This window comes from Desulfoscipio gibsoniae DSM 7213 (assembly GCF_000233715.2).
GTDB classification, from domain to species: domain Bacteria; phylum Bacillota; class Desulfotomaculia; order Desulfotomaculales; family Desulfallaceae; genus Sporotomaculum; species Sporotomaculum gibsoniae.
In genome coordinates this window covers 1,913,669-1,938,547 of record NC_021184.1, presented here as the reverse complement: position 1 = coordinate 1,938,547, position 24,879 = coordinate 1,913,669, and the positions used below count along the sequence as shown (strand labels likewise).

At 46.2% G+C, this 24,879-nt stretch carries 26 protein-coding genes and 1 riboswitch; of the genes, 1 reads left to right on the top strand and 25 read right to left on the bottom strand.

The features are described 5' to 3' along the window. Positions 1-23: 23 nt before the first annotated feature. Positions 24-1,421, bottom strand: coding sequence for a coiled-coil domain-containing protein (locus DESGI_RS09055; RefSeq protein ID WP_006522531.1), 1,398 nt, complete (start codon positions 1,419-1,421; stop codon positions 24-26). A 193-nt stretch (positions 1,422-1,614) separates the two neighbouring features. Here DESGI_RS09055 and DESGI_RS09050 point away from each other — a divergent pair, with 193 nt between their 5' ends. Continuing rightward, the gene (locus DESGI_RS09050; RefSeq protein ID WP_006522530.1) at positions 1,615-2,247 is read left to right on the top strand and encodes a GNAT family N-acetyltransferase; all 633 of its coding nucleotides are present in this window, start codon (positions 1,615-1,617) and stop codon (positions 2,245-2,247) included. A 128-nt stretch (positions 2,248-2,375) separates the two neighbouring features. Here DESGI_RS09050 and guaB read toward each other — a convergent pair whose 3' ends face one another. From guaB to DESGI_RS08925, 24 genes are all read right to left on the bottom strand, one after another. Further along, positions 2,376-3,833 (bottom strand): IMP dehydrogenase, encoded by a 1,458-nt coding sequence (gene guaB / locus DESGI_RS09045; protein ID WP_015617956.1) that lies wholly within the window; start codon positions 3,831-3,833, stop codon positions 2,376-2,378. A 122-nt stretch (positions 3,834-3,955) separates the two neighbouring features. Beyond that, the gene (locus tag DESGI_RS09040; RefSeq protein ID WP_006522528.1) at positions 3,956-4,180 is read right to left on the bottom strand and encodes a helix-turn-helix domain-containing protein; all 225 of its coding nucleotides are present in this window, start codon (positions 4,178-4,180) and stop codon (positions 3,956-3,958) included. Positions 4,181-4,232: 52 nt separating this feature from the next. Then, on the bottom strand, positions 4,233-4,715 hold the full coding sequence (locus tag DESGI_RS09035) for a sporulation membrane protein YtrI (protein WP_006522527.1): 483 nt from the start codon (positions 4,713-4,715) through the stop codon (positions 4,233-4,235). Beyond that, a complete protein-coding gene (locus DESGI_RS09030; RefSeq protein WP_006522526.1) occupies positions 4,712-5,038 on the bottom strand; it encodes a YtrH family sporulation protein in 327 nt (108 codons plus the stop codon). Before DESGI_RS09030 ends, DESGI_RS09035 begins: the two co-directional genes overlap by 4 nt. Before the next feature lie 203 nt (positions 5,039-5,241). Next, the gene (cobC, locus tag DESGI_RS09025) at positions 5,242-5,874 is read right to left on the bottom strand and encodes an alpha-ribazole phosphatase (RefSeq protein WP_006522525.1); all 633 of its coding nucleotides are present in this window, start codon (positions 5,872-5,874) and stop codon (positions 5,242-5,244) included. Further along, positions 5,867-6,970 (bottom strand): threonine-phosphate decarboxylase CobD, encoded by a 1,104-nt coding sequence (cobD, locus tag DESGI_RS09020; protein ID WP_006522524.1) that lies wholly within the window; start codon positions 6,968-6,970, stop codon positions 5,867-5,869. Before cobD ends, cobC begins: the two co-directional genes overlap by 8 nt. A gap of 24 nt (positions 6,971-6,994) precedes the next feature. Continuing rightward, positions 6,995-7,762, bottom strand: coding sequence for an adenosylcobinamide-GDP ribazoletransferase (cobS, locus tag DESGI_RS09015; protein WP_006522523.1), 768 nt, complete (start codon positions 7,760-7,762; stop codon positions 6,995-6,997). Continuing rightward, positions 7,759-9,150: a cobyrinic acid a,c-diamide synthase CobB gene (locus tag DESGI_RS09010; protein WP_006522522.1), complete on the bottom strand. Its 1,392-nt coding sequence runs from the start codon at positions 9,148-9,150 to the stop codon at positions 7,759-7,761. Before DESGI_RS09010 ends, cobS begins: the two co-directional genes overlap by 4 nt. A gap of 121 nt (positions 9,151-9,271) precedes the next feature. Beyond that, positions 9,272-10,246 (bottom strand): adenosylcobinamide-phosphate synthase CbiB, encoded by a 975-nt coding sequence (cbiB, locus tag DESGI_RS09005; protein ID WP_157872758.1) that lies wholly within the window; start codon positions 10,244-10,246, stop codon positions 9,272-9,274. A gap of 1 nt (position 10,247) precedes the next feature. Further along, the gene (locus DESGI_RS09000) at positions 10,248-11,780 is read right to left on the bottom strand and encodes a cobyric acid synthase (RefSeq protein WP_006522520.1); all 1,533 of its coding nucleotides are present in this window, start codon (positions 11,778-11,780) and stop codon (positions 10,248-10,250) included. Beyond that, on the bottom strand, positions 11,780-12,373 hold the full coding sequence (gene cobU / locus DESGI_RS08995) for a bifunctional adenosylcobinamide kinase/adenosylcobinamide-phosphate guanylyltransferase (RefSeq protein WP_435050896.1): 594 nt from the start codon (positions 12,371-12,373) through the stop codon (positions 11,780-11,782). Before cobU ends, DESGI_RS09000 begins: the two co-directional genes overlap by 1 nt. A gap of 158 nt (positions 12,374-12,531) precedes the next feature. After that, a riboswitch (cobalamin riboswitch) is annotated at positions 12,532-12,734 on the bottom strand. Positions 12,735-12,961: 227 nt separating this feature from the next. After that, positions 12,962-13,216 carry a hypothetical protein gene (locus DESGI_RS08985; protein WP_006522518.1) on the bottom strand — a complete coding sequence of 85 codons (255 nt, stop codon included), beginning with the start codon at positions 13,214-13,216 and terminating at the stop codon, positions 12,962-12,964. A 66-nt stretch (positions 13,217-13,282) separates the two neighbouring features. Next, on the bottom strand, positions 13,283-14,461 hold the full coding sequence (locus DESGI_RS08980) for an LL-diaminopimelate aminotransferase (protein WP_006522517.1): 1,179 nt from the start codon (positions 14,459-14,461) through the stop codon (positions 13,283-13,285). A gap of 24 nt (positions 14,462-14,485) precedes the next feature. After that, entirely contained in the window at positions 14,486-15,316 is an 831-nt protein-coding gene (locus tag DESGI_RS08975) for a PHP domain-containing protein (protein WP_006522516.1), read from the bottom strand. 108 nt (positions 15,317-15,424) lie between these two features. After that, positions 15,425-16,372 (bottom strand): dipeptidase, encoded by a 948-nt coding sequence (locus DESGI_RS08970; protein WP_006522515.1) that lies wholly within the window; start codon positions 16,370-16,372, stop codon positions 15,425-15,427. A gap of 96 nt (positions 16,373-16,468) precedes the next feature. Next, the gene (locus tag DESGI_RS08965; protein ID WP_006522514.1) at positions 16,469-16,729 is read right to left on the bottom strand and encodes a stage V sporulation protein S; all 261 of its coding nucleotides are present in this window, start codon (positions 16,727-16,729) and stop codon (positions 16,469-16,471) included. A gap of 121 nt (positions 16,730-16,850) precedes the next feature. After that, on the bottom strand, positions 16,851-17,630 hold the full coding sequence (locus DESGI_RS08960) for a TIGR00282 family metallophosphoesterase (RefSeq protein ID WP_041285343.1): 780 nt from the start codon (positions 17,628-17,630) through the stop codon (positions 16,851-16,853). Between the two features lie 15 nt (positions 17,631-17,645). Next, positions 17,646-18,164, bottom strand: a complete 519-nt coding sequence (locus tag DESGI_RS08955) for a hypothetical protein (protein ID WP_006522512.1) — start codon at positions 18,162-18,164, stop codon at positions 17,646-17,648. Between the two features lie 207 nt (positions 18,165-18,371). Next, positions 18,372-19,919 carry a ribonuclease Y gene (rny, locus tag DESGI_RS08950; RefSeq protein ID WP_006522511.1) on the bottom strand — a complete coding sequence of 516 codons (1,548 nt, stop codon included), beginning with the start codon at positions 19,917-19,919 and terminating at the stop codon, positions 18,372-18,374. A 297-nt stretch (positions 19,920-20,216) separates the two neighbouring features. Beyond that, positions 20,217-20,693 (bottom strand): regulatory protein RecX, encoded by a 477-nt coding sequence (locus DESGI_RS08945; RefSeq protein ID WP_006522510.1) that lies wholly within the window; start codon positions 20,691-20,693, stop codon positions 20,217-20,219. 5 nt (positions 20,694-20,698) lie between these two features. Then, positions 20,699-21,739 (bottom strand): recombinase RecA, encoded by a 1,041-nt coding sequence (gene recA / locus DESGI_RS08940; RefSeq protein WP_006522509.1) that lies wholly within the window; start codon positions 21,737-21,739, stop codon positions 20,699-20,701. 107 nt (positions 21,740-21,846) lie between these two features. Further along, positions 21,847-22,362 (bottom strand): CinA family protein, encoded by a 516-nt coding sequence (locus tag DESGI_RS08935; protein ID WP_006522508.1) that lies wholly within the window; start codon positions 22,360-22,362, stop codon positions 21,847-21,849. Positions 22,363-22,688: 326 nt separating this feature from the next. Then, positions 22,689-24,167, bottom strand: coding sequence for an AAA family ATPase (locus DESGI_RS08930; protein ID WP_006522507.1), 1,479 nt, complete (start codon positions 24,165-24,167; stop codon positions 22,689-22,691). After that, the gene (locus DESGI_RS08925) at positions 24,160-24,726 is read right to left on the bottom strand and encodes a hypothetical protein (RefSeq protein ID WP_006522506.1); all 567 of its coding nucleotides are present in this window, start codon (positions 24,724-24,726) and stop codon (positions 24,160-24,162) included. Before DESGI_RS08925 ends, DESGI_RS08930 begins: the two co-directional genes overlap by 8 nt. Positions 24,727-24,879: the final 153 nt, after the last annotated feature.

Here is a 24,879-nt window from a genome sequence, read left to right as displayed (position 1 = left end):
AAAGAGATACCACCAGGTATCTCTTAAGAAATCGCTTGCCGAGTATTTTTTTTAAACCTGCTCACCAACCTGGCAACCATCTTCACCAAGGGATGGGTTAAATGGCCTTCCAGTGCCTTATACTCATTCTTCATTTGGACCAACTCTTGTTGGGCCAAGCGCAGTGCATTGCCGAGCCTTTCACTCTCAGCCATGGAATGCTTTAGATCAGCGCTCAATGTATTAATTTCTTCCCGCCAAATTTTCTGTTCCTGGTCTGCGTTTTCTTTAAATCTTTCCAGTTTCTGCTTTAATTCAACAATCTCGGTTTGCAGCTCGGCAACCCGGTTGGCATGGTTTTCCTTCATTTCAATTATTCTGGCTTTATTTTCACGGTCCCGATCTTTATACTGCTGCAGCTTACTGAACAATGTCTCCTGACTGGCTTGATTCATATTCAATAATTGTTGTATTTTTAAATTCTCTTTTTCCTTTTCTTTAAATCTGGCCACCCACAGCCTGCACTGGTACAATATGCTATTGGCCTTAGCCTCTAATTTCTGCAAATGTTCCTTGTAACGGTATATTTCTTTCTTTCTTAGCGCCAGCAACAAGTCCTTTTCAGCCATCTGGGTGGTCATTTGCTCGTATCTGCCTATCTCGTTCTGACGCAGGGCTAGTGCGGCAGCGGCCTCACGATGTGCTGAGGACAGTTCCTCAAGTTGTTTCTGTAAACCAGCGTTTTTGAGAGACCATTTATACCGTTCCCGGTTCCAACGATCTCTTTGTCGCTTGATAGCTTCTAAATATCTCTTAATTATACGGTCATAAATAACTCTGGCTTCTGAATTATAACACCATACCCCGTTGCCGATCTCATCAAAATAAGGGAACTTTTTCAATACCTCCTGTATTTCTTTTTGCCCTGTTTGTCGCCATTTGCCAACCACATCAGTTAATTGGGCCAGCGACAACCCTGTAGGATGTATCTTTAATGCTTTAATAACTAAATGTTTTAGAGAATAATGTTCCGTTTCCACTTCCCATTCAGTCAATCCCCACTGACCATTGGCCAGTTGAATAAACCTGCCGTCATTGATTAATTCCGCCTGTTCCGCCACCGTTTTGCTTTTTTTCTTTTTTGAACCGCTCTTGGATAGTTCGTTTGTACTAAGGGGTTTTTGTTTCTTCAGTAAAAGATTATACAATTGGTCATTATCCCGTTTTCCCTCCAGGTTCAAAACCCATATGTAACCATCACTGCTTTCGAAACATTTATGCTGTTCCAAACATAAGCAAACTTTTTCCTCCACCTGATCCTGTGAGTAATCCACCAACATCTGTCTGTGAACGTAGGGAGTCAATTCTGCCACGGATAATGATTCAAAGAAAAACAAGGTTTTTTTAAGTACATCGGTAAGAGAATTTAAATTACCGCTCATTTTATGCACCACCTTAAGAAAGATTATATTTTACAAATATTTCCTAAGGTATATACTTCATCTTTTTTTTTAAATATCCTTCCTGATAATAAAAATTTTTCTAATTTTTTCCTGAAGTTTTTACTTGTTCGTGGGCACTTACTACCATATAATTAGATAAATAATCCATGCTCATTTTAAAGAGGTGGTTAAGTTGGTTTCGGCTAATCAAACAGATTCGGGAAAAGAATCAGTTAACAATCAGCTGACCTATGAAGGTCCTGTGCAACCGGATTACATCTCCCAACTGAATATATCGCCTGATATGTACGTTTTTCGCGAACCACATAAACAACACAAAGCACTGGTTGATATAGCGGCCTCCTCTGATGGAATGGTTTATATTGCCCGCCATCAGAATGTTATTGTGGGTTATGTCACATTCCACAATCCTGATAAATACAGCCGCTGGTCCAAGCATGAAAGTATTCTGGAGCTGGGGGCAATCGAAGTAAGCCCGGCCTGGCGCAAGTATAAAGTGGGCAAAAAACTTATGCAGTTAGCATTTACCAATCCTATTATGGATGAAAAAATTGTTATTACCATTGAATTCTGCTGGCACTGGGATCTTGAAAACACCGGACTGGATATCTGGCAATATCAGAAAATGTTAAGTAAGTTATTTGGCAGCGTCGGCCTGGTGCGAGTTCCCACAGATGACCCGGAAATAATTGAACATATCGCCAACGTAATGATGGCCCGGATAGGGCCTCGGGTAACAGAAGAAGCTATTCAAAAGTTTGAAGATATGAAATTTTGCGGGGGTAGCATTTTTAACTTTCATTAAATTATTGTACCTCGGATTACGTTGATTTGACCCGTATACTACAAAAAGCCCCTGGTGCTTTATACCAGGGGCTTTTTGTGCATTTACATCCGCACACAAAAAGTCCAAAAAACCATATGCTATGAGTATCAACGCAAGCTGTAGTTGGGGGCCTCCTTAGTAATTACCACATCGTGGGGATGGCTTTCCCGTAATCCGGCAGGGGTAATACGAATAAACTGAGCTTTATTCTTTAATTCTTCTATGTTGGCTGTACCACAGTACCCCATACCGGCTCGCAGTCCACCAATAAGCTGGTAGGCGGTATCAGCCAGGGTGCCCCGGTAAGGGACTCTACCCTCAACCCCTTCGGGAACAAGTTTCTTTTGATTTTCCTGGAAGTACCGGTCCTTACTACCTTCCTTCATGGCACCCAGAGAACCCATACCCCGGTAAACTTTATAACTTCGTCCCTGGTAAATTTCCATATCCCCCGGGCTTTCTTCCGTACCCGCCAGTAAACTGCCCAGCATGACCACATCGGCACCGGCGGCAATAGCCTTGGTAACATCTCCTGAGTATTTTATACCACCATCTGCTATTATGGGTATATCATATTTAGCTGCCTCCTGGGCGCAATCATAAATGGCCGTTATTTGTGGCACACCTGCCCCCGCAACCACTCTGGTTGTACAAATGGAACCAGGGCCGATACCTACCTTAACGGCATCAGCGCCTGCTAGAATTAAGTCCCGAGTACCTTCGGCAGTACCAACATTACCTGCTACAATAGCCAGGCCGGGAAATTTATTTTTCACATCATGCACGGTATTCAACACACCGCGGGAATGTCCATGGGCGGTGTCAATGACAACCACATCCGCCCTTGCTTCTACAAGCGTGCCAACCCGTTCCATTGTATCAGCGGTAACTCCCACAGCAGCACCCACCAGTAACCTGCCTCCTGCATCCTTGGCAGATAGCGGAAATTGGCGGGCTTTTTCAATGTCTTTAATGGTAATTAAACCCCGCAAGTTAAAATCATTGTCTACTATAGGCAGTTTCTCAACTTTGTAGGTTTGTAGAATTTCCTTGGCCTCTTCCAAGGTAGTACCCACCGGTGCGGTGATCAGATTTTCCTTGGTCATAACATTACCCACTTTTTGCTGGAAATTCTTTTCAAACCGCAGATCCCGGTTGGTCAAAATACCCACTAGTTTATCATTGACGGTAACGGGCACCCCAGAAATACGGTAACGCTCCATTAATGCCAGAGCTTCACTAATAGAACTATCCGGAGATAAATAAATGGGGTCGGAAATTACGCCATGTTCTGAACGTTTCACCCGGTCCACTTCCATCGCTTGGCGCTCAATGGGCATATTTTTATGGATTATACCAACGCCGCCCTCCCGGGCCATGGCAATGGCCATGCGATACTCGGTAACGGTGTCCATACCGGCGCTCATCAGGGGAATGTTAAGCCTAATACTTTTAGTCAACCGGGTGGAAGTATCCACATCACGCGGCAATACCTCTGAGACCGACGGTACCAATAGTACGTCATCAAAAGTTAGTCCTACTTTATTAAATTTATCGGGATATATGTCCCCTCACTCCCCTCAATTAATGTCCTATTAATATATCTGCTTATTATAGCACAACGTGTGGTTATAAGGGGACCAATTTATTGACATTTCCATGAAAAACTAACCCGCGCGGGCATTTTTTAATCCTGTCCCATGATATGCCCCAAACCATAGCGCATGAAATGGTCGCGAAGGTGATAAATTAGTTTTTCTGTAACATCAAATTCCTTGGCAATTTCCATGTCAGACTTACCCTCCTTTAAGTCTGCTATGAAATCGTCAAAATTGATGCCAACCTCCTCGGCCTTGAATTTCAAGCTTGGTTCCGTACTCCAGGGCACCCTGGAACGAATGTATTCTTCCACTGCTAAAGACACCCCTTTTTTTAGGTATTGTGCCCAGCAGGTATTTTCATTATTATACCATGTTTTGTATGGGTATTATTTCTAAATAAACAATGACATGTTCCGATAACACCACCAGCAGAACCTTTAATCGGATTTTTTTACCCTCTACCTCTATTTCACGGTTATCTACAATCCGAGGCACCAGCAAATAATTAATGGTTTCCAGTTCCTGACCGGAAATAACCTGTAACCATTCCCTGACCTTCTTCTCCACCGTCAATTCAATTGTGCTGCGCTCATACTCCGAGTAGTCGCATTCATCAGTAAAGTTAATGCGGGTACTGATTTTGGTTACCATCCTGGTATGCATTGCTTCGCTGGCTTGTCGCAGTTGTTCCAATTCTCTCTCGGTAACCGCCAGGCTGTCCGCCAGGGATTGGTTTTTAATATACAAATCATCAATCTGCTTACCTATAAAAACTCCCGTTAAAGCAGCACCAACGATCATACCAAGCAAAAAAACCGTTAATCCAAATAATAGTCGTTTTTTCATTGTCCTTCACCCGACAGGGCTAATAATAAATAATAACCGCTTTGGGTACCGGCTAAAGCACTGGTTATATAAATTAATTGCTTGATAACTGCCCGCACCTCACCCTGAAAAAGACCGGATTCCAGCACTTCAAATGTGGAAAAAGTGCCGCCGATGGCGGCTACAATGGCCCATATCTTAATTTCCTTGGCCAGTTTCAACATAGTACCCACGGGCGGCTCCCTAACCAAAACAGCACCTAAAGCGCCCACCAGGGCCGCACCGAGCATGATGCCAAGGGCGGTGAAAAATATCAGCACCGTTTTATTGATAAACGTATCCATGATTCTCCTCTCATCATTCACAATTAAAATATACATGTTTTACCATGCTATAATAAAATGAAAGGACACCCCTATCCCAATATATGTATGTAATGATCAAGTAAGAACAAATACATTATCAAGCCCAATCCCACGGCAACATTCATCAAATCGGTGTTCATAAAAAAAAGCCGGGCAACCCCGGTTATATTAATAAAATATATTTATTCCGGTGGCAATTGCCCCGGTGCCAGATGACTGCAATCGTTATACAACATCAGTATAGCCTTATCCCACTGGTAATAATCAATTATAGACAGGGAAGCATTGTCCTGGCGCAAACGCCAGTACTGGTTTAAATCCATACCCAGCACAGTGGCTACTATGCTCTTAATAACCCCTCCATGAACCACCACCAGTACATGTTTCTCCGGGTATTGCTCCACGATATTTTTAACTGCCCGGACACACCGTTTAGTCATTTCTCCCAGCGTTTCGCCTCCCGGCACCCTGGTTTCCACTGGTCTAGACCACCAAGCCATAGATTCCTGTTGATATTTTTGCCTGATTTCGTCTATGGTTAGCCCCTCCCAGTGCCCGAAATTCAGTTCACGTAAATCTGAAACCACCTGCACAGGCTTATTATGCGGCCTGGCTATTATTGCGGCCGTTTCCCGCGCCCGCGCAAGGCTGCTAGAAAAAAAAGCAGCAAAATTTTGCCCCGCCAGTCGCTTGCTTAATGCCTCAGCCTGTTCAATACCCTTCTCGCTTAAAGAAACATCCGCCCAACCCTGCAATCGGGTTTCTTTATTCCAGATAGTTTCACCATGTCTAACAAAAAACAAACGACTACCCATTGGCTGCCCCTTTCATAATCTCTCTGAGCACATTCAATAATATTGCATTTTCCGCTCTTGTTTTCACCGCCACCCGTATATATTTGTTACCCAGCCCGCTGAAACTGGCGCAATCTCTTACCAGCACACCATGCCTTGCAGTTTGGGCCGCCAACTGAGTAGAAGATATTACAGAGTCTTGAATTTTAACCAATAAATAATTTGCTTCCCCGGCGAAGGTTTTGAGGCCGGGTATCAATGAAACCGCTCGATGTAAGAAGTCCCTCTCCCGCCAAATTAACTCCCGGGTTTGGGCCATATATTCATCATCCGCCAGGGCGGCCGTGCCAGCGATTTGTGCCAAACTATTCACATTCCACGGATCCTTGGCAGCTTCAATACTCTTAATAATTTGATCATCAGCCATTAATACTCCCAGCCGCAGGCCTGGGATGCCAAAAAATTTGGTTAAAGAGTATAGTACAATTAAATTAGGATAATCACCCAGCAAAGGGAGCACTGTATACTGCTCCTGGTGGTGGAGAAAATCGACGAAAGCCTCATCCACCACTACAGCGGCATCATGGGACCGGGCATACTCAATAACTGATTGGATAATCGGCCTTTTAACCGCTCCACCAGTGGGATTGTTAGGATTACAAATATATACCACATCGGCACCGCACAGTGCCTTTTTAATACGGGGCACCGGCAGCGTAAATCCCTCCTCCTCCAACAAAGGCACTTCGAACAATGCCCCCCCAGCGTTGGTAATTGCCGCACCGTACTCCACAAAGGTAGGTGCGGTAACCACCGCCCTGCGAAAATTCATTACCCGGGCCAAAAGATATATCAATTCCGCTGCACCATTGCCCAGCACCATTTTTTCAGGCGCCACATTGAGATACCCGGCCAGGGCCGCACGCAGCTCCGCACAGCGCGGGTCGGGATAATGTCTGATCAAATCCAGATTATCCGCTATTGCCGCCAGGGCCATAGGGGAAGTACCCAACGGGTTGATGTTGGCACTAAAGTCATAAATTTCTCGAGGATTGCAACGCATACTGCGGGCGGCACCAAATACATCTCCACCATGCCTGTATTCTGTATGTATCATTATATAGCTCCTTAGTGTTATATTTTATAACCACGGAACACTAAACAACCATGAACAGTATCCATAAAGGGGTATTACTGCCAGGTAAATTAGCAGCTCAGTGGTTTCCGCCGTGGCACCGTATATATCGCCGGTCAGGCCGCCCAAATCGCCGGTCAGCCTGCTGCCCATTAAGTGCACCCAACCCCACGCGGCCAATAACAAAATCAAGCCGGCCGCCCAGGCTACCAGGGCAACCATTATTATTGTACTGCCGGTAGCCCAAAATAACTCCCGCTTACCCGTATACCTGTTATATAGCGTACCCAGTCCTTCCTTACGGGCATAGGGGAAACAAGCAATGGCGTATACCATGGACCACCGGCTTAGTATTGAAGCCAGCAGTATGGCCTGGTATATAAGGGGTATTGCAACTGTTAAAAATACATTATACTTCAGCAGTAACAGACAGGCCAATCCCAGAACACCAAAGGCACCCACTCTGCTGTCCCGCATAATGTCCAGTTTCATTGCCCGCGGTCGCCCACTGAAAACACCATCCACGGTATCCATAAAACCGTCCAGATGCATACCACCGGTCATAATGACCATCAGCACCACCAGCATACCAGCAATCAGGGGCACCGGAAAGATATAAGACAATAACATTTGGGCTGATAGTAGCAATACACCAAGCAACAACCCCACTAAAGGGAAAAATACCGCTGCCCGGCCAAAAGCCGCTTCATCAAAATCACCTTTATAGATATTTATTCTAGTCAGGTGCTGGAGGGCAAAACAAAAAGTTTTCAAATTTCCACCCTCTTCCTTGTCCTGCTATACAAAGCACAGCAATTTAAAAATCCCCGGGCGGCAATGGGCAAACCCGCAAAGTGAACGTGCAGGTAAGTGGCCAGCACGTTACCACGGGCGTGACCGTCCGATCGTCCCACAGACTCTCCTGGTTTGCGCAACATGAATGCCGGAGTTAAACCCTGTTCTGTGACCGTCGAGTAATGAAACTCATGACCCCGTATTTCGGTGCCTTCTTTTACCAGGAGGTTATCCCGCAGCGCTTTCGCTTTAACATAACCCAAAGCCACTCGTTTTTTCTCCATCTTGCAATGAGCAGGTAGTATACCGGCACCGCTTAGACGGCGCCCTGAAAAATCAGTTATCCCATCACAGAGATACATTAATCCGCCACATTCGGCGTACACAGGCATACCATTGGCCACCCGGTGCCTTAAATCGCCAATATAAGGTGTATTGGCAGATAATTGTTCGATAAACATTTCGGGAAAGCCACCCCCTATGTACAGGCCATCCAATCCATCAGGCAGTGATTGATCTTCCAGGGCGCTGCTGTACACCAACTCGGCACCCATTGCCTCCAGTAAATCCAGCCCATCTTGGTAATAAAAGTTAAAAGCACTGTCTTTAACAATGCCCAATTGCACAGGCACGCCCGCTTCCACCGCAAAAATACGCTGCCGGGCTGCCAGCGCGGGGGCACTGCGGGCCAAATTAACCAATTTTTCCATATTGATACCCCGTGCTACCCGCTGCCCTAATAAATGCATTGCCTCTTGCAGTTCACGGTTCTCCAAACTGGGCACCAGCCCCAAATGACGCTCAGGCATGTGCAAATCGTTTTCCCTTAATATTCCCCCCAGTACAGGTATACCCGTTTTGGTTTCAATAGCCTCGGTTAAGATGGCCAGGTGCCGGGCACTGCCCACCCGGTTTATAATAACACCAGCCAGGGGTACACCACCCGGCAGATTTGCATAGCCCCATACCACCGCTGCGGCGCTGCGGGCCATAGACCGGGCATCCATTACCAGTATCACAGGACATTCTAGTATTTGGGCCACACGGGCCGAACTACCTTCGTCGCTAGAGCCTATACCGTCATACAAGCCCATAACTCCTTCGATGACACTGATATCCGCACCCACAGCCGACCGGGTAAACACCTCTTTAATGCCGTCCTCACCCAGAAAAAAGGTATCCAAATTCCTGGAAATCCGCCCGGTGGCCACATGATGAAAGCCGGGATCAATATAGTCAGGCCCGACTTTATACGGCTGAACCCGCATACCGGATGCATGGAGCATAGCCATTGCCGCAGTGGCAATGGTGGTCTTACCCGCTCCACTGTGTGTGCCGGCAATCATTATGCGGGGGAAATCTGGCATTACCCATCACCCTCTACTAAAATTATTCCGAAAATTATTTATCATATTTAACTCACGCCGTAGCACAGAGCCAGATTCCGCTGTTTGATAATTATAATCAACTCCAGCACGACGGAAAACTTTAATTTTGTAATAGTTTTAGCGCTATCCAGGCCAGGACCGGCAGACACAGCGCAGCAAGTACTGAAGCCAAGTAAAGCATATCCACGGCCCGGGCAATATGATCCGGCCTGAGATCCTCAAGTGGATCGCCCATATAATGGCGAAAGGATGCCACCCCGCTATAAACATTGTGTCCTCCCAGCCTGACGTGTATAGCCCCGGCCATGGCCGATTCCGGTATGCCACTGTTGGGACTGGGATGCCGGGCGGCATCCCTGCGCCACGCCCTAATGGCCCGCCGCCAATCACGACCTGACAGCCAGGCAGCCAGCAGCAGCACCAGGCCCGTCAGACGGGCCGGTATATAACCTGCTAAATCATCCAGCCGGGCCGCCGCCCAACCTAAATATAGGTATTGATCATTCTTATAACCCAGCATAGAATCCAGCGTATTCACCGCCCGGTAAGCCATGGCCAGGGCCGGCCCACCAATACAAGCATAAAAAAGCGGTGCCACCACAGCATCATTTATATTTTCTGCTACCGTTTCCACAGTGGCCCGTACCATTTGCCCCCTGTCCATTGTTTTAGTATCCCGACCCACTATCCAACCTACCTGCTGTCGAGCTGCATTCTTATCACCCTCCGATATCAACTGCCGTATAGCACCGGCCGCCTCGGCCAGGCCCCTGGCAGCTACGGTAGTGGAAACAATCCAGGCTCCTAAAAGCAAGTAGATATAATAACTGACCTGCCAGGCCGCCCACATAATTAGCGAAGTAATGCCAAAACTAAACGTTACAATCGCAATGACAATACCCACACCCGCAGCTTTAAGTCCCCCCGGCGATGAAGTAATGCACCGGGCCAATTTTTCCAGACGGGCTATGCCCCGACCGATAAACACAACCGGGTGGGGTAAACGGGGGGGATCGCCCACCAGCAAATCAATTATAAAACCCATTAAGGTATGTATAAGGAATACATGCATCATACTACATTCCCATTAAACGATAGATTAAATTCATATCCAAGCTATGACGCACCAGTTCAGCCAACCGATCGTAACCCGCTTGTTTTTTTTGCTCGGTACTCATTAACACTGCTTGTCCCTCTGTGTCCAATCCCTTTTTCTTCTTCATCATATCCACCAGGTGCCGCCGTAAAGTATCATTATCAAAAATACCGTGTATATAAGTACCCCAAATATTGCCATCGGCACTTTGCGCCCCATCCATCACGTGCACCTGGCAACCTGAACGGGTATTAATTACAAAAGCAGGCCTGGCATCAGCACCCAATTTGGTGCGGCCCATATGGATCTCGTAACCCGTCAATGGCTCACCATAACTACCTAAGAATTTACCACCTACGGCCACTGAAGCCTGCACCTGACTAGTCACCTTTTCCCTGGCAAAAACAGTATACATATCCAGCAAACCCAACCCGAAGATATGTTCAATCTCAGATTCGGTTTTATCCGGATCTTTAAGCTCCTGGCCCAACATTTGAAAGCCACCGCAAATACCGATCACCGGCACCCCCTGGCGGGCCAGGCGCACTATTGCACCTGCCAGACCCGTTTGTTTGAGATATAAAAGATCTTCAATGGTATTTTTGCTGCCCGGGATAATAATAAAATCTGGATGCCCAAGCTTATCATCCCGCCCCACGTACCGCAAATGCACATCGGGTTCACTTTCCAAGGGGTCAAAATCAGTAAAATTAGAGATACGGGGCAGGCGCAGCACAGCAATTTCCACCTTGCCACTATCATTACCAGCAAGGTAATTCTTTCTTTCCATAACCACTGAGTCTTCATCCTGGATGTACAAATCATCAAAATAATGTACCACGCCGCATACCGGCACCCCCGTTTTTTGTTCCAAGAAACGGATGGCAGGCTGAAACAAGCTTACGTCACCCCGAAATTTATTAATAATAATGCCTTTAACCCTTTCCCTGTCTCCGGGGGGAAGCAATTCCAGGGTACCCACAACTGCCGCCAGAGCACCACCCCGATCTATATCAGCCACCAGCAACACAGGTGCCTCTGCCCGGCGGGCCACCTTCATATTCACAATATCCGTGTCCTGCAGGTTCACCTCCGCCGGGCTGCCGGCCCCTTCAATTACTACTATATCAAAATTACTGCGCAGCCTGTCCAATGCTGAAGTAACCACACTCCACAATTTACCTGCCAGCTGTTGATGATAATTCCAGGCAGTATAATTATCCAGCGGCCGGCCAAGCACCACCACCTGGGATGAAGCGTTACCCGTAGGCTTTAGCAACACCGGGTTCATATCCACACTGGGCGGCACCCCCGCCGCTTCGGCCTGCACCACCTGTGCCCGGCCCATTTCACCACCATCGGCAGTTACAAATGAATTTAAAGCCATATTTTGCGATTTAAAAGGTGCTACCCGGTAACCATCTTGATAAAAAATACGGCACAAAGCTGCCGTTAAAATACTTTTGCCGGCATGGGAAGCCGTTCCCTGGATCATAATTGTTTTGGCTGGCATTACCGTCCCCCCCCTTGCAAGCTGCCTGCCGCGAGTGATTTCAACTCCAGAGGCATGCCCGCCACCACGTAAAAAACCCGGTCGGATAGTTCGGCCAGCAGCTGGTTAACCCGTCCCGCAATATCACGGTATACTCTGCCCAGTTCATGCTCGGGCACCAGGCCGCAGCCCACCTCATTGCTGACCATAACCAGAGTCAACTGTTTATCCCGGGCCACATCGACAATTTCCCTGGCCTGGGCAATAATATAGTTTTCCTTTTCCGATATGCCTGCCCCGGGTCTGGGGATATGATCATCCAGCAATAAATTTGACATCCAAAGGGTCAAACAATCAATCAATACCACTGCCCCCGGGTGAAGCGAAAGCAGTACACCGGCCAGCATATGTGTTTCCTCCACCGTACGCCAACCATCCGGACGGCGCAAGCGATGCTGCTTAACCCGTTCAGCCATTTCATCGTCATGTACGCCGGCGGTGGCTACGTAAATAACATCTTTGCCAGGTACCGCAGCCAGTTTCTCAGCCAAACTGCTTTTACCGCTGCGTGCTCCGCCAATTACCAGCACAATTTCCCCGCTTGTCAAGTCCACATCTCCCCCATATAAATAAAGTTAATTTTATTTTTTGAGTAAGCCATATTAGATTAATAACCGCTTATAAATAAAAATTGGACAAAAAAATAAAACCCCAGCTTTCCAGACTGGAGTTTATCATCCCCATCAAAGAAAGCCATTCCCCATCTCACGCAGGTTACTGGCAATCACAGGCAGGTTTCCTGGCTAACGGATCATTGCCGACATACGCCTTCCCCCGTAGAGTGGCTAAACCGGATGTACCGGCTATGGCGGCTACCCGTATACAGTGGCGGAGACCGCTCAGGTTTAACCTGATTCCCTATTATCCCCCGGGTGCAAAACCCACCCGCGGGGCACCTGTGAAACTGCATATCATTTACATTCGTTTTTATTTGTAATCCAGTCATGGATAAATGTGCGGTAGCTTCCACTATTAATACCAAAGTATTTACCGTTTAAAAACAGGTTAGGTGAAAAACCTCAGTACCGGGCTGCTTGCAATTAACTCAGCCATCACGGGTTAATCTCTCTCTTTTGAATTATATCATAACTTGTAAAAAAAAGACCCCTCATTAGGGTCATCAGTAATTAATTATAGTATCTTTACTGACCTTTAATTTTGGATTCAAGTTCTACAATTTGCCTGTTTTTCTTCAATAACCAACAGGCATACTTGTAATTATTACGGTGTAAACGGCGGTTTTCCTTTTCCAGCCTGGTCATAAAAAATGTCTTTTCTTTTTCCACTTTTTCTACTAAATTCATCAATACCCTACGGCTAAGACGGAGTTGGTCCACCTTATCCTCCAATTCCTGAATCCTGCGCTGGAAATATTGAACATCCGGGTATTCTTTCATCGCAACACCACCTTGACCGTCTTAATATAGTTTTATTATATGTCCGGTGGTTTTTAAATAGACATATCACGCCTGTTCCCCGGAGCGTAAAAATTCACCAATACGGCGAACCGCCTCTTGCAGCACAGGCTCATCCCGCACCAAAGCAATACGCAGGTATCCCTCACCCATTTTTCCGAAAGCAGTGCCCGGTATCACCAGTACACCAGTGCTGTGCAGCATTTTTAAGGCAAATTCCCGGCAGGAACAATTATATCCTTTGGGCAGAGGTGCCCAAACAAACATGGAGGCATTGGGTCGGGGCACTTCCCAGCCCAAACCGGCAAGGCCGTCCACCAGCACATCCCGACGACGGCGATAATACTCTGCGTTTTCCCGCACACAATCCTGGGGTCCTTCCAAAGCTGCTATACCAGCCTTCTGAACAACGTTGAACACACCATAATCAATATTAGTTTTTATTCTATTCAGTGCCTCTAAAACACCCGCATTACCCACGGCAAATCCAATCCTGCAGCCTGCCATGTTATAAGTTTTAGAAAGTGAATAAAATTCAATACCTACTTCCTTAGCTCCCGGCGCCTCCAGAAAACTAACGGGCTCAAAGCCGTCAAAGGCAAGCTCGCAATAGGCAATGTCATGACAAACCACGATGTCATACTCCCGGGCGAAATTTACAAGCTCCGCAAAAAATTGCCGGTTAGCTGAAGCAGCCACCGGGTTGTTTGGATAATTCACCCAAAGCAACTTGGCTTGTCGGGCCACATCTTGCGGTATGGCTTGCAAATCCGGTAAAAAGTCATTTTTCGCCAATAAAGGCATAGGGTAAATTTCACCCTCCGCCAACACTATACTGGCAGCATATATGGGATAGCCAGGATCAGGAATCAGGGCAATGTCTCCCGGATTGATATAAGCCATTGCTATGTGAGCCAAACCGTCCTGGGAACCCATTAAAACCAGTACCTCATCGGCTGGGTCTAATTCTACCCTGAACCTGTTTTTATACCAGTTAGCCACCGCCTGGCGCAGCGCTAGCTGGCCAACCAGCGGGTAACGATAATTATCCAGATTATCAAGAGCCTTGTGCATAGCTTCGATAATATGTTGTGCCGGCGGGCGATCCGGACTACCCACCCCCAGATTAATTACCTCAACGCCCCGCTGCTCTACTTTCTTTTTTAGTTCCTCCATTTCATTGAAAATCGCTGAACCCATATTTTGTATTCTACGCGCTTTTTCCATATACATTTCCTCCGCCAGGTAATTCTAAAGCTTACTATTTTTTGTGGCCAGCGCCCACAACTGTTTAACCGCCGCATAAGGTACCCTGGCCTCCCCCAGACGCCCGTGCCCTGTTACGCCTACACCGTGGAAATCAGAGCCACCGGTGGCTACCAGCCCGTATGTTCGGCAAAGCCCCAGATAGTAATCTTCTACATGCCGCGAATGTTTGGGATGATACACTTCCAGCCCCTGCAACCCGGCATCAATCAGGGAATTTATTAAGTCCTCACCGCAGGATATGCCCGGGTGAGCCAGTACAGGCACACCGCCCAACTTTCTGACCAGCTTAACCATCTCCACCGGGTGATATTTTAATCTGGGCTCATAAGCTGGTTTACCCACACCAATATATTGTTCAAAGGCCTCAGTAATACTGCTGGTTTTCCCACCAGCCATTAAAGCCTGGGCAATATGCGGCCTGCCCACTGAACCGGACCCGGCCAGCTCAAGTACCTGATCAAAAGTAATATCAATCCCCATATGCTGTAACTTGGCCACAATTTTTTGAGCTCTTTTCAGCCGGGCATTGCGAAAGACATTCAAGTGTTCCTGAAAATAGGTATTGTTGGGATCTATACAATAAGCAAGGATATGTACTTCCAGGCCATCGCATTCAGTACTTAATTCCACTCCATCTACAATGTCAATTCCATGCAAGGCAGCCTCCAGCCTTGCCGACTGGGTACCCTCCATGGTATCGTGATCGGTTATAGCCAAAGCCCGCAATTTGGTATGCGCAGCCATACGCACTACTTCCTCCGGAGTACTTAAACCGTCGGAGTAGGTAGTATGTATATGCAAATCAGCAAACATTATTATCACCCTAACATATCATATCTCGAACAAAAAACATGTTTATATTGTACCATTATTGTACCATAGTTAAATGAACATTTCGGACTATCCTCAATCCTTTGCAAATTATTTTAAAACCACGGTCAACAGCCTTAACCAATTTCCTCCCATTATACCGGCTACCTGTTCGTGACTGTAACCATGACTTATCAGCGCTTCGGCGAGGTACGGGCCACAGGTGGCGTCATGCAATCCCGGCGTAACCTTATCCATACCATCAAAGTCAGATCCTAACCCAATGCAATGCGTACCAAAACGAGATGCAATATGATCAATATGCTTGATGAATGCTGACAGGCTGGGATTATGTTGATCTACAAACTCGGGAACAAAAGTCAGCCCCACTATACCACCGTTCCGGGCCAGGTATTCTATTTGATCATCATCTAAATTGCGGGGATGATCACACACCGCCCGGCAGTTGGCATGGGTGGCGGCAAAGGGCTTGCTGGATGTTTCGGCCACGTCCCAGAATCCCCGGGGGGCCAGATGAGCTACGTCAATCAACATACCCAGGTCATTCATCGCCTGCACCACCGAACGGCCAAACAAGCTTAAACCACCGGCAGCAAAATCTTCCCCCACTCCATCCCCCAGCTCGTTGCGCCCATTCCAGGTCAATGTTATCGAACGCACTCCCAAGCGGTAAAAGGTTCTCAATAACGCTATATCGCCGGCCAGCGCTTCACCACCTTCAATAGATAGCAGCGCGGCAATTTTACCTGCTCCGGTAACCCGGTGAATATCCTCTGCATTTAAGGCCAGCTCAACACTGCTCTGGTCTTGAAGTATTTCCGCATAAAAAATATCTATCAACTGTAGACATCTTTTTAAAGCCATATCTTTATACCTGGGTGCAATAAAGGCCGCAAAAAACTGCACCATTATATCGCCCGACCGCATACGCGGTAAATCCAGCTGTCCCCTGGCGGATCTTTCACTGAAAGTGCGGTTTTCTTTAGCCATGGCCGTCAGCGTATCACAATGACCGTCCACAATCCATGGTGTATACAATGTTCATCGCCCCCGTTCATTAAAAAACTAAAAAACCTGTTTATTCTTTAATTAGAATAAACAGGTTGCTTTTGACACATCAAAATGATTAGTAACTTACCGGGGTTCGACAATTAACTTAATTGCTGTTCTCTCTTCTCCGTCTATTAATATGTCCGTAAATGCCGGGATACAAATTAGATCCACACCGCTTGGCGCAACAAATCCTCTGGCAATGGCTACCGCTTTTACTGCCTGGTTCAATGCACCCGCGCCAATAGCCTGCATTTCTGCGCATCCCTTCTCCCTTAGCACTCCGGCAAGGGCACCAGCTACAGAGTTTGGATTGGATTTTGCTGAAACCTTTAACACTTCCATTCATCGAACCTCCTTCTTCTCTGGAAAGAATGTATGCAATTATCCCTGTTTTTAAAATATATTCTGCAGCAGCAGCTAAATTCCTTTTTTACACAATATTTTTTTAACTTTTTTGTTAAGACTATTCATAATTTTGAATACGCTTTATGGCAACGGCCTGGCCTGTATCCCGCTGAACATCAATTATTACAGCATTGAACTGGTATAAACCGTTGGCGGCCTCAAATTTTTGAGGCATTTGAGTTAAAAACTTATGCACAACCAACTCTTTCTTTACGCCTATCACTGAATCACGGGGACCGGTCATACCCACATCGGTAATAAACGCCGTACCCCCTTCCAGTATACGCTCATCGGCTGTTTGCACATGGGTATGCGTACCACAGACCGCCGATAACCTGCCGTCCAAGTAGTAGGCCATAGCGGCTTTCTCCGACGTGGCCTCGGCGTGAAAGTCCATTAAAATAACGGGGGTTTCTTCCCTTAAAATTGGTATAACTTGATCAGCACACCTAAAAGGGCAGTCCAATTCCGGCATAAATACCCGACCAGACAAATTAACTACACCCACCATATCGTTATTTTTGGTTTTAAATAAACCAAACCCGGTTCCCGGCGTTCCAGGCGGGTAGTTATAAGGTCTGACTATTCTCTTTTCCTTGTCAATGTAATTAATTATTTCTTTTTTGTTCCAAACATGGTTGCCCATAGTAATAACATCGACACCGGCAGCGAATATTTCTCTGGCATTTTCCCTGGTCATACCGTTTCCCCCGGCCGCATTTTCCCCATTGGCCAAAACCAGGTCAATTTGTTCATCCCGTACCAGTCCCGGTATATTATCCTTAAGTGCCCGGCGCCCGGCACGCCCAAACACATCTCCTATCATCATAAGACGTATCAACGTAACAACCACCTACTTATTAAAAACAAGCACTTTGCCCTCTTCCCGAAAGGCATATAAAGGTTTATCCTCCACCGAGGCCCTGACACTTTCCAGCATATGTTCAATAATCTCTTCCTGAACAATTAATTCTTCCTCAATTATAGCTTCATTTAAGTCAGAAACCAAATTTCCTCCCATAAACTGGTTAAAGACTGCCACCACCAGGGCAATTTCTTCCTGAACCAGTGTACCCACATCTCTTCTAATCTCTATCAACGTCAAATCTTCATAAACCTGGTGTGAAATTTCTACCAGTATGGCATCTTTCTTTTCCAGATAATTATATGTTTGAATAGAGTTTAAAAGCAGTATCTTAAACTCTTCAAATTCATCCTCATTCAAAACCTGTGAACAAATAAAATTAAACCTTAATATGTGCTCCCATGGATCAAAATTTATAGAAGCTACTTGGGGATAACGAACCAGTATGGAAATCAATAAACCCACACAGTCTGTAACGTCATCACCGGCCTTTAAATGGGCATGCAAAAATATCCACCTACCTTCTAATGTCATCACAACTGTTATTAGACTTCGATTCTAATTAGTTTTTTCCTGCCTTACAGACGTCTAAATGGTAATTAATATATTCCAAATTAAAAAAACGATCTCTTTTCTTCAATATTCTTCGCCCCACTTTATTTTAAGTCAGCGCAGAAAAATATTGTTTAAGTTAAAGAGATCGTTAGTTTTTTCTTACTTGGCGTAATCTACAACTCTCGTTTCACGAATAATCATTACTTTAATTTGGCCCGGATAATCCAGTTCATTTTCTATCTTTTTAGCAATTTCCCTGACCAGCTTTATGGCACCTAAATCATCGACTTTTTCGGGTTTTACCATAATTCTAATTTCCCGGCCCGCCTGGATAGCATACGATTTTTCCACCCCATCAAAGGTACCGGCGATTTCCTCGAGTTTCTGTAGCCGCTTAATATAATTCTCCAGCGTCTCACGCCTGGCTCCAGGCCGAGCCGCTGACACGGCATCTGCCGCCTGCACTAAACCGGCCACAATTGTTCTGGGTTCCTCATCACCGTGGTGCGCGGCAATGGCGTGAATAACCTCTTTACCTTCCCGGTATTTCTGCGCCAGTTCCACACCGATGGCCACATGAGGTCCTTCTACTTCATGGTCCACTGCCTTACCTATGTCATGCAAAAGGCCGGCCCTTTTGGCCAGCTGCACATCCACACCCAGTTCGGCTGCCATTAATCCCGCCAAGTGGGAAACTTCAATAGAATGCTTTAAAACATTCTGACCATAACTGGTACGAAACTTCAACCGGCCGAGCAGGTTAATCAACTCAGGGTGCAAACCATGAATACCGGTTTCAAATACAGCTTGTTCACCAGCCTCCCGAATTTGCTGATCCACTTCCTTGCGGGCCTTTTCAACCATTTCCTCAATGCGGGCCGGGTGAATACGTCCGTCCACAATTAACTTTTCCAGTGACATACGGGCCACTTCACGGCGTATTGGGTCAAAACCTGATAAAATAACCGCCTCGGGGGTATCGTCAATAATGAGGTCGATACCCGTGGCTGTTTCAAAGGCCCTTATATTCCGGCCTTCCCGGCCTATAATCCGCCCTTTCATCTCATCATTGGGCAAAGGTATTACCGCCACCGTTGTTTCGGCAACGTGATCGGCGGCACAACGCTGTATAGCCAAAGTAATAATCTCTTTGGCTCGTTTTTCCCCTTCCTCTTTGGCCTTATTCTCTATCTCCTTGATCAATATGGCGGCTTCGTGCTGAATTTCCTTTTCTATGTCGGACAGCAATATCTGCCGGGCATCATCTGAAGTAAGCCCGGATATTCTCTCTAACTCTTCCACCTGGCGACTGTAAATAGTCGAAAGGTCTGCCTTCAGCGCTTCAACCTCCATATCCTTGCGGTTCAATACTTCCTCTTTCTTTTCTATACCTTCCACTTTACGATCAAGTGTTTCTTCCTTTTGAACCAGCCTGCGTTCCAACCTCTGCAGCTCGGAACGGCGTTCTTTATGTTCCCGCTCCATTTCGTTACGCTGCTTTAATATTTCTTCCTTGGCTTCTAGAATAGCTTCCCGTTTTTTGCCTTCAGCATCTTTTTGGGCCTCCTCCAAAATTCTTATGGCCTGCGTTTCAGCGGAAGCAATTTTGGATTCAGCAATTAATTTTCTGACCAGATATCCTGCACCAAAGGCAACAAGTACGGCAATAATTACAACAGTTACAAATACTGTCAGGCTAGCTTGCAATATTTCACCTCCTAGCAAAAATAATATATAATAATTTTGCTCAGTTAACAAAAAAAACACCGAGCGCTACTCGGTAAGAAAAAGAATCGGACTATTCAACCATGGTTGCCCAGACAAGGACCAAAAATTACATTGACCATCACTGCACATAAATATAACAAAGCAGCAACTGATCAATATAAAATCTCCTTGCCTGCTCCATATATTATTTTATGGCAATATATATGAACCCGATGGCCGGGTAACTCCAATTCTACTTTCTCCCAGCATTAATTGTACTTTTTTTAAGACAACGTGTCAAGATATATCCAGAACACCATTACCAGCCAGCATATTACACACTTTAGTCACTACATCATGGGAGAAACCACGTCGTCCCAGGTAACCGGCCAGCCTGCGCCAGGTTAGCTTACTGCAACGCCCCGCTCTTTTCCTGGCCAGCGCCAGCGCCTTTTCAAATTCATCACCAGTGTCATAATCATGTAATGATGCTTCAACAATAGCGCTATCGATACCCTTTTGCCGCAATTCCGACCTCAAGTACTCCCTGCCCACCGGCTTTACAGAAAGCCTCCACCTCACCCATTCCCTGGCAAAAAGACCATCATTTATTAAGCCCGTTCTTTGCAAGGTTGAAATAGTATTTTCAATGACAGCAGTATCAAAACCCGCTTGTTTTAAGCGGCACTTTAACTCGTATTCCGTTCTGGGCCTATAAGTTAATAAATTAAAACATTTCTCCTTAGCCATTTGAATATCTTTTTCATATGACAAGTTAATCAATCCACCTTGGTGGCACCATCAACGGCAGCCTGGGTTTGTTTAGCCATAACAGGCAACCCCACCTTTTGGCGCACCACCACATCCAACTCTTCCGCCAATTCCAAACGTTCTTTAAGCAACTCCTTAACATTTTCCCGGCCCTGGCCTAATCGCTCCTCTTTGTAGGAATACCAGGCCCCGCTTTTATTAACTATGCCCATGTCCACCGCTACATCCAGTATACAGCCCTCCCGGGAAATACCGGCACCATACATAATGTCAAACTCGGCCTGTTTAAATGGGGGCGCCACCTTATTTTTAACCACCTTCACCTTGGTCCGGTTGCCTATGACATCAGTCCCCTGCTTTAAAGTATCAATTTTACGCACATCCAGGCGCACAGAGGCATAAAATTTCAGCGCCCGCCCCCCGGGTGTTGTTTCAGGACTGCCAAACATTACCCCCACTTTTTCCCTTAACTGGTTAATAAAAATAGCTGTACAGCGAGATTTACTTATTACACCGGTCAGTTTACGCAGTGCTTGGGACATTAAACGTGCCTGCAGTCCTACATGAGCGTCACCCATCTCACCCTCAATTTCCGCCCGGGGCACCAGCGCGGCCACACTATCTATAACCACCAAATCCATAGCACCACTGCGTACCAGCTGCTCCGCAATTTCCAACGCCTGTTCCCCGGTATCAGGCTGGGATACATATAGATTTTCAATATCCACGCCTATTTTACTGGCATAACTGGCGTCCAAAGCATGCTCGGCATCAATAAAAGCTGCCAACCCCCCGGCCTTTTGCGCCTGGGCAATAATATGCAAAGCCACTGTAGTTTTACCCGACGATTCGGGGCCAAATATTTCAACCACTCTGCCCCGGGGCACCCCGCCCACTCCCAGGGCCACATCCAGGGATATTGAGCCCGTAGGAATAACCTCTACATTTAGCCTGGCTGCACTCTCACCTAATTTCATAATGGAACCCTTGCCAAATTGCTTTTCGATATACTGAAGCGCATTCTCCAACGCCTTTTGCTTATCAGTCAAGGCGACCCCTCCTAAAACAAATGTTCGAGTTTCGATATAATTTTATAGAACTAACCAATACATGTCAACAATGCTTTTTTACCCGCACTGCCAACCATTGATATTATTTACCCCATATCCATTAGATATTGGCAAAGCATTTGTAGTGCTGCACTGGTCGCGCTGGAACGCACCTCTATCCGCTGCCCGGAAAAAACATACCTTTGACAAACCGTTTTGTTTTCACCAGCCACAGCAATATATACCAGACCCACAGGTTTTTCTTCCGTGCCGCCGCCGGGCCCGGCAATGCCTGTTATACCAACACCCAGGGAAGTACCGGTTACATTTTGAACGCCCTCGGCCATCAACCTGGCAGTTGGCTCGCTCACTGCCCCATGCCGGTCAATTATGACCCTGGACACACCTAATAAATTGACTTTCAACTCATTGCTGTAAGCCACCACCCCACCGGCTAAATATCGAGAACTACCAGGAACATCTGATAAATACTTCATTACCTGACCCCCGGTACATGATTCAGCTAAAGACACCGTTAGGCCACGCTCAACCAGCATAACCCCAACAGTTTCCTTCAATGACTCCTCTGCATAATTACCCGTTAAAATAATTTCCCCATCCAATTTCCATCGCCACCTCGCTTAAATTGCATATTCGTGCCATCTAAAGGTAATTCCTGCTAATGCTTCTAAAAAATATGCCTAAAACCTGCAACTATCATATTTAATTAAATCTTGGGCTACAATGTTTGTTCAGGACCAGCATTTGACAACAAAATGGTTACAATCGTTGGCAGTCACGCATAACGATTGAAAATCCAGCCTTTATAAGTAGATTGTGTTTAAATAACCATGAATGTTAGTGTTAGTTAGTATGCAAAAAAAAATGCAGCATATTACAGACCGTATCAGATAAGGTACGGTCTATGATATCCTGCATACTGCTTTCATTAATTGCCATAACTTTTCATCATGATTCTAAATTGTTCACCGGAGATTTTCTCTTCGGCCAGTAATATATGCACGATTTGCTTAATAGCTCCGTGCATGCGGCCCAAAAATTCCTTAACCTTCTTTTCCTGCTCCTTGATTATGCCGCTAACCACACGGTAACGCAAATCCGGCGGTAGAATTTCCGGATCCACCACACCTAGTTCGGACATGCCGGAACGTATTATCTGCGCAGCCACCTTAACAGCCTGTTCGAAATCGTTGGTGGCCCCCGTACTTCGATTACCCAGCACCATTTCTTCAGCCACCGAACCGGCAAGCAAAACCCGGATTTGGTTCTCTAAATAATCCCGGGTATGCAGGTACGTGTCATCTTCAGGTATCTGCCTCATATAACCTAATGCCTGACCACGTGGTGTAATGGTAAGGGTGGATACGGAACCTGGCCGGTTCTTTTCACTGATCAGGGCATGTCCCACTTCGTGAACGGCCACCCGCTCCAATTCGGGCCTGGACGGTCGCCGGTCCAGCTTCTCACCCATCATCACTTTGTCAATAGCCTCATGCAGATGCCGGTGTTTAATTTCCAAACAACCTTCCCGCATAGCTAAAATAGCCCCTTCATTGGCTAGGCTTTCCAGGTGTGCTCCGCTGAAACTGAATGTTTCTTTGGCTATTTCCTCTAAATTAATGTCTTTAGCCAGTGGTTTATTACGGCAGTGCAGTTTTAATATTTCCAGTCGTCCCTGTTTATCGGGCAAATCCACTTTAACCTGGCGGTCAAAGCGTCCCGGTCTAAGCAGTGCCGGATCGAGCATATCTGCCCGGTTGGTGGCGGCCACCACCAGCACACGCACTTTATCGTTTACTTTGAGTCCGTCCATCTCTACAAGCAGCTGGTTAAGCGTTTGGTCGTATTCATGATGACTGGTGTTTTGACCTCTTTTACCGCCCAGGATATCTATTTCATCAATAAATATCAAGGCACTGTCCTTTTTCTGTTTTTGACCTGTATCCCGGGCTGTTTGGAAAAGCTGACGAACCCTTTGGGCACCAACACCGGCGTACATTTCGATAAACTCTGAACCGCTGCAGGCAATGAACACAGAGTCAGTATAACCCGCAGCAGCTTTTGCCAGCAGTGTTTTTCCTGTGCCCGGCGGTCCGGTGAGTAATATACCCTTAATTGGTCTGATACCCAGTTTTATAATTTGCTCTTGGTTCTTTATAAAATCCAGTGCCTCTTTTAATTCTTTAATAGCAGTATTTTGCCCGCCAATATCATCGAAACTAATTTCCGGTCGGCGAGCCAGAGGTGCAGTGTTAAATGCTTTGGTCGCCAGTCCGCGTGACCGGGCAATATAAAACAGCGCACCGGCAGCCACCCCCAGGAACAATACAGGAGTGACGTCATAACCGGAAACAGCTAAAAAAATAATCATACCCAGGCCAATACCCAAAACTACCTCTTTAAGCACCACTTACCCCCCTTTCCGAACCCGTACCCAGCGACACTGATCCAGGCCTTTTTCCCCTTTCAAAAACTGCATGCAAATAATAGTCGCCATCTTTCATCTGCCAGTAAATATAATCACTATCAATATACACCTTTGATCCAAGGCCTGCCCCACGAGCATACTTGTTTAAGGAATCGGCCATCGCTGTAAAATTACCCATTGCTATAGCTTCATGAATGGCAAACTGTCCCTGGTTATAAACTTCATTCAACCGGTCATTTCGCCGGTCAACCAGCTCAATGGCATAGGAACGCTCGCCCATAATAGCCTGCACCTGGTCATTTATTTGGTGGTATGTGTGCATTAAATCATTTGTGTCGCGCAGGGTTATTTTTATGGTTAAAACATTGGCATCATCTTTAATTTGATAATCAGTTATCATTTGATTATTATCCAATTCCTTCATTAGTGGCTGCTGAAAATTTAAGCTGGTATACAACCACTGGGCACCTAAAAAAGCTGCCAGTGCGACCAGCATCGATATAGCCACCACATGAACTTTAAAGCCCTGCCAGCGCATGTTACCATTCCTTTCCCTGAAACAACTTTTTGCTGCTGGTTTTGACGCTGTTCTGACAATGAATAATTATAACATAACCTATGGGAGCTTTTATCAGGTAATTGTCGCCATATGGCTCGTTAAGGCAAATATAAAAAACAACCCACTGCTGCA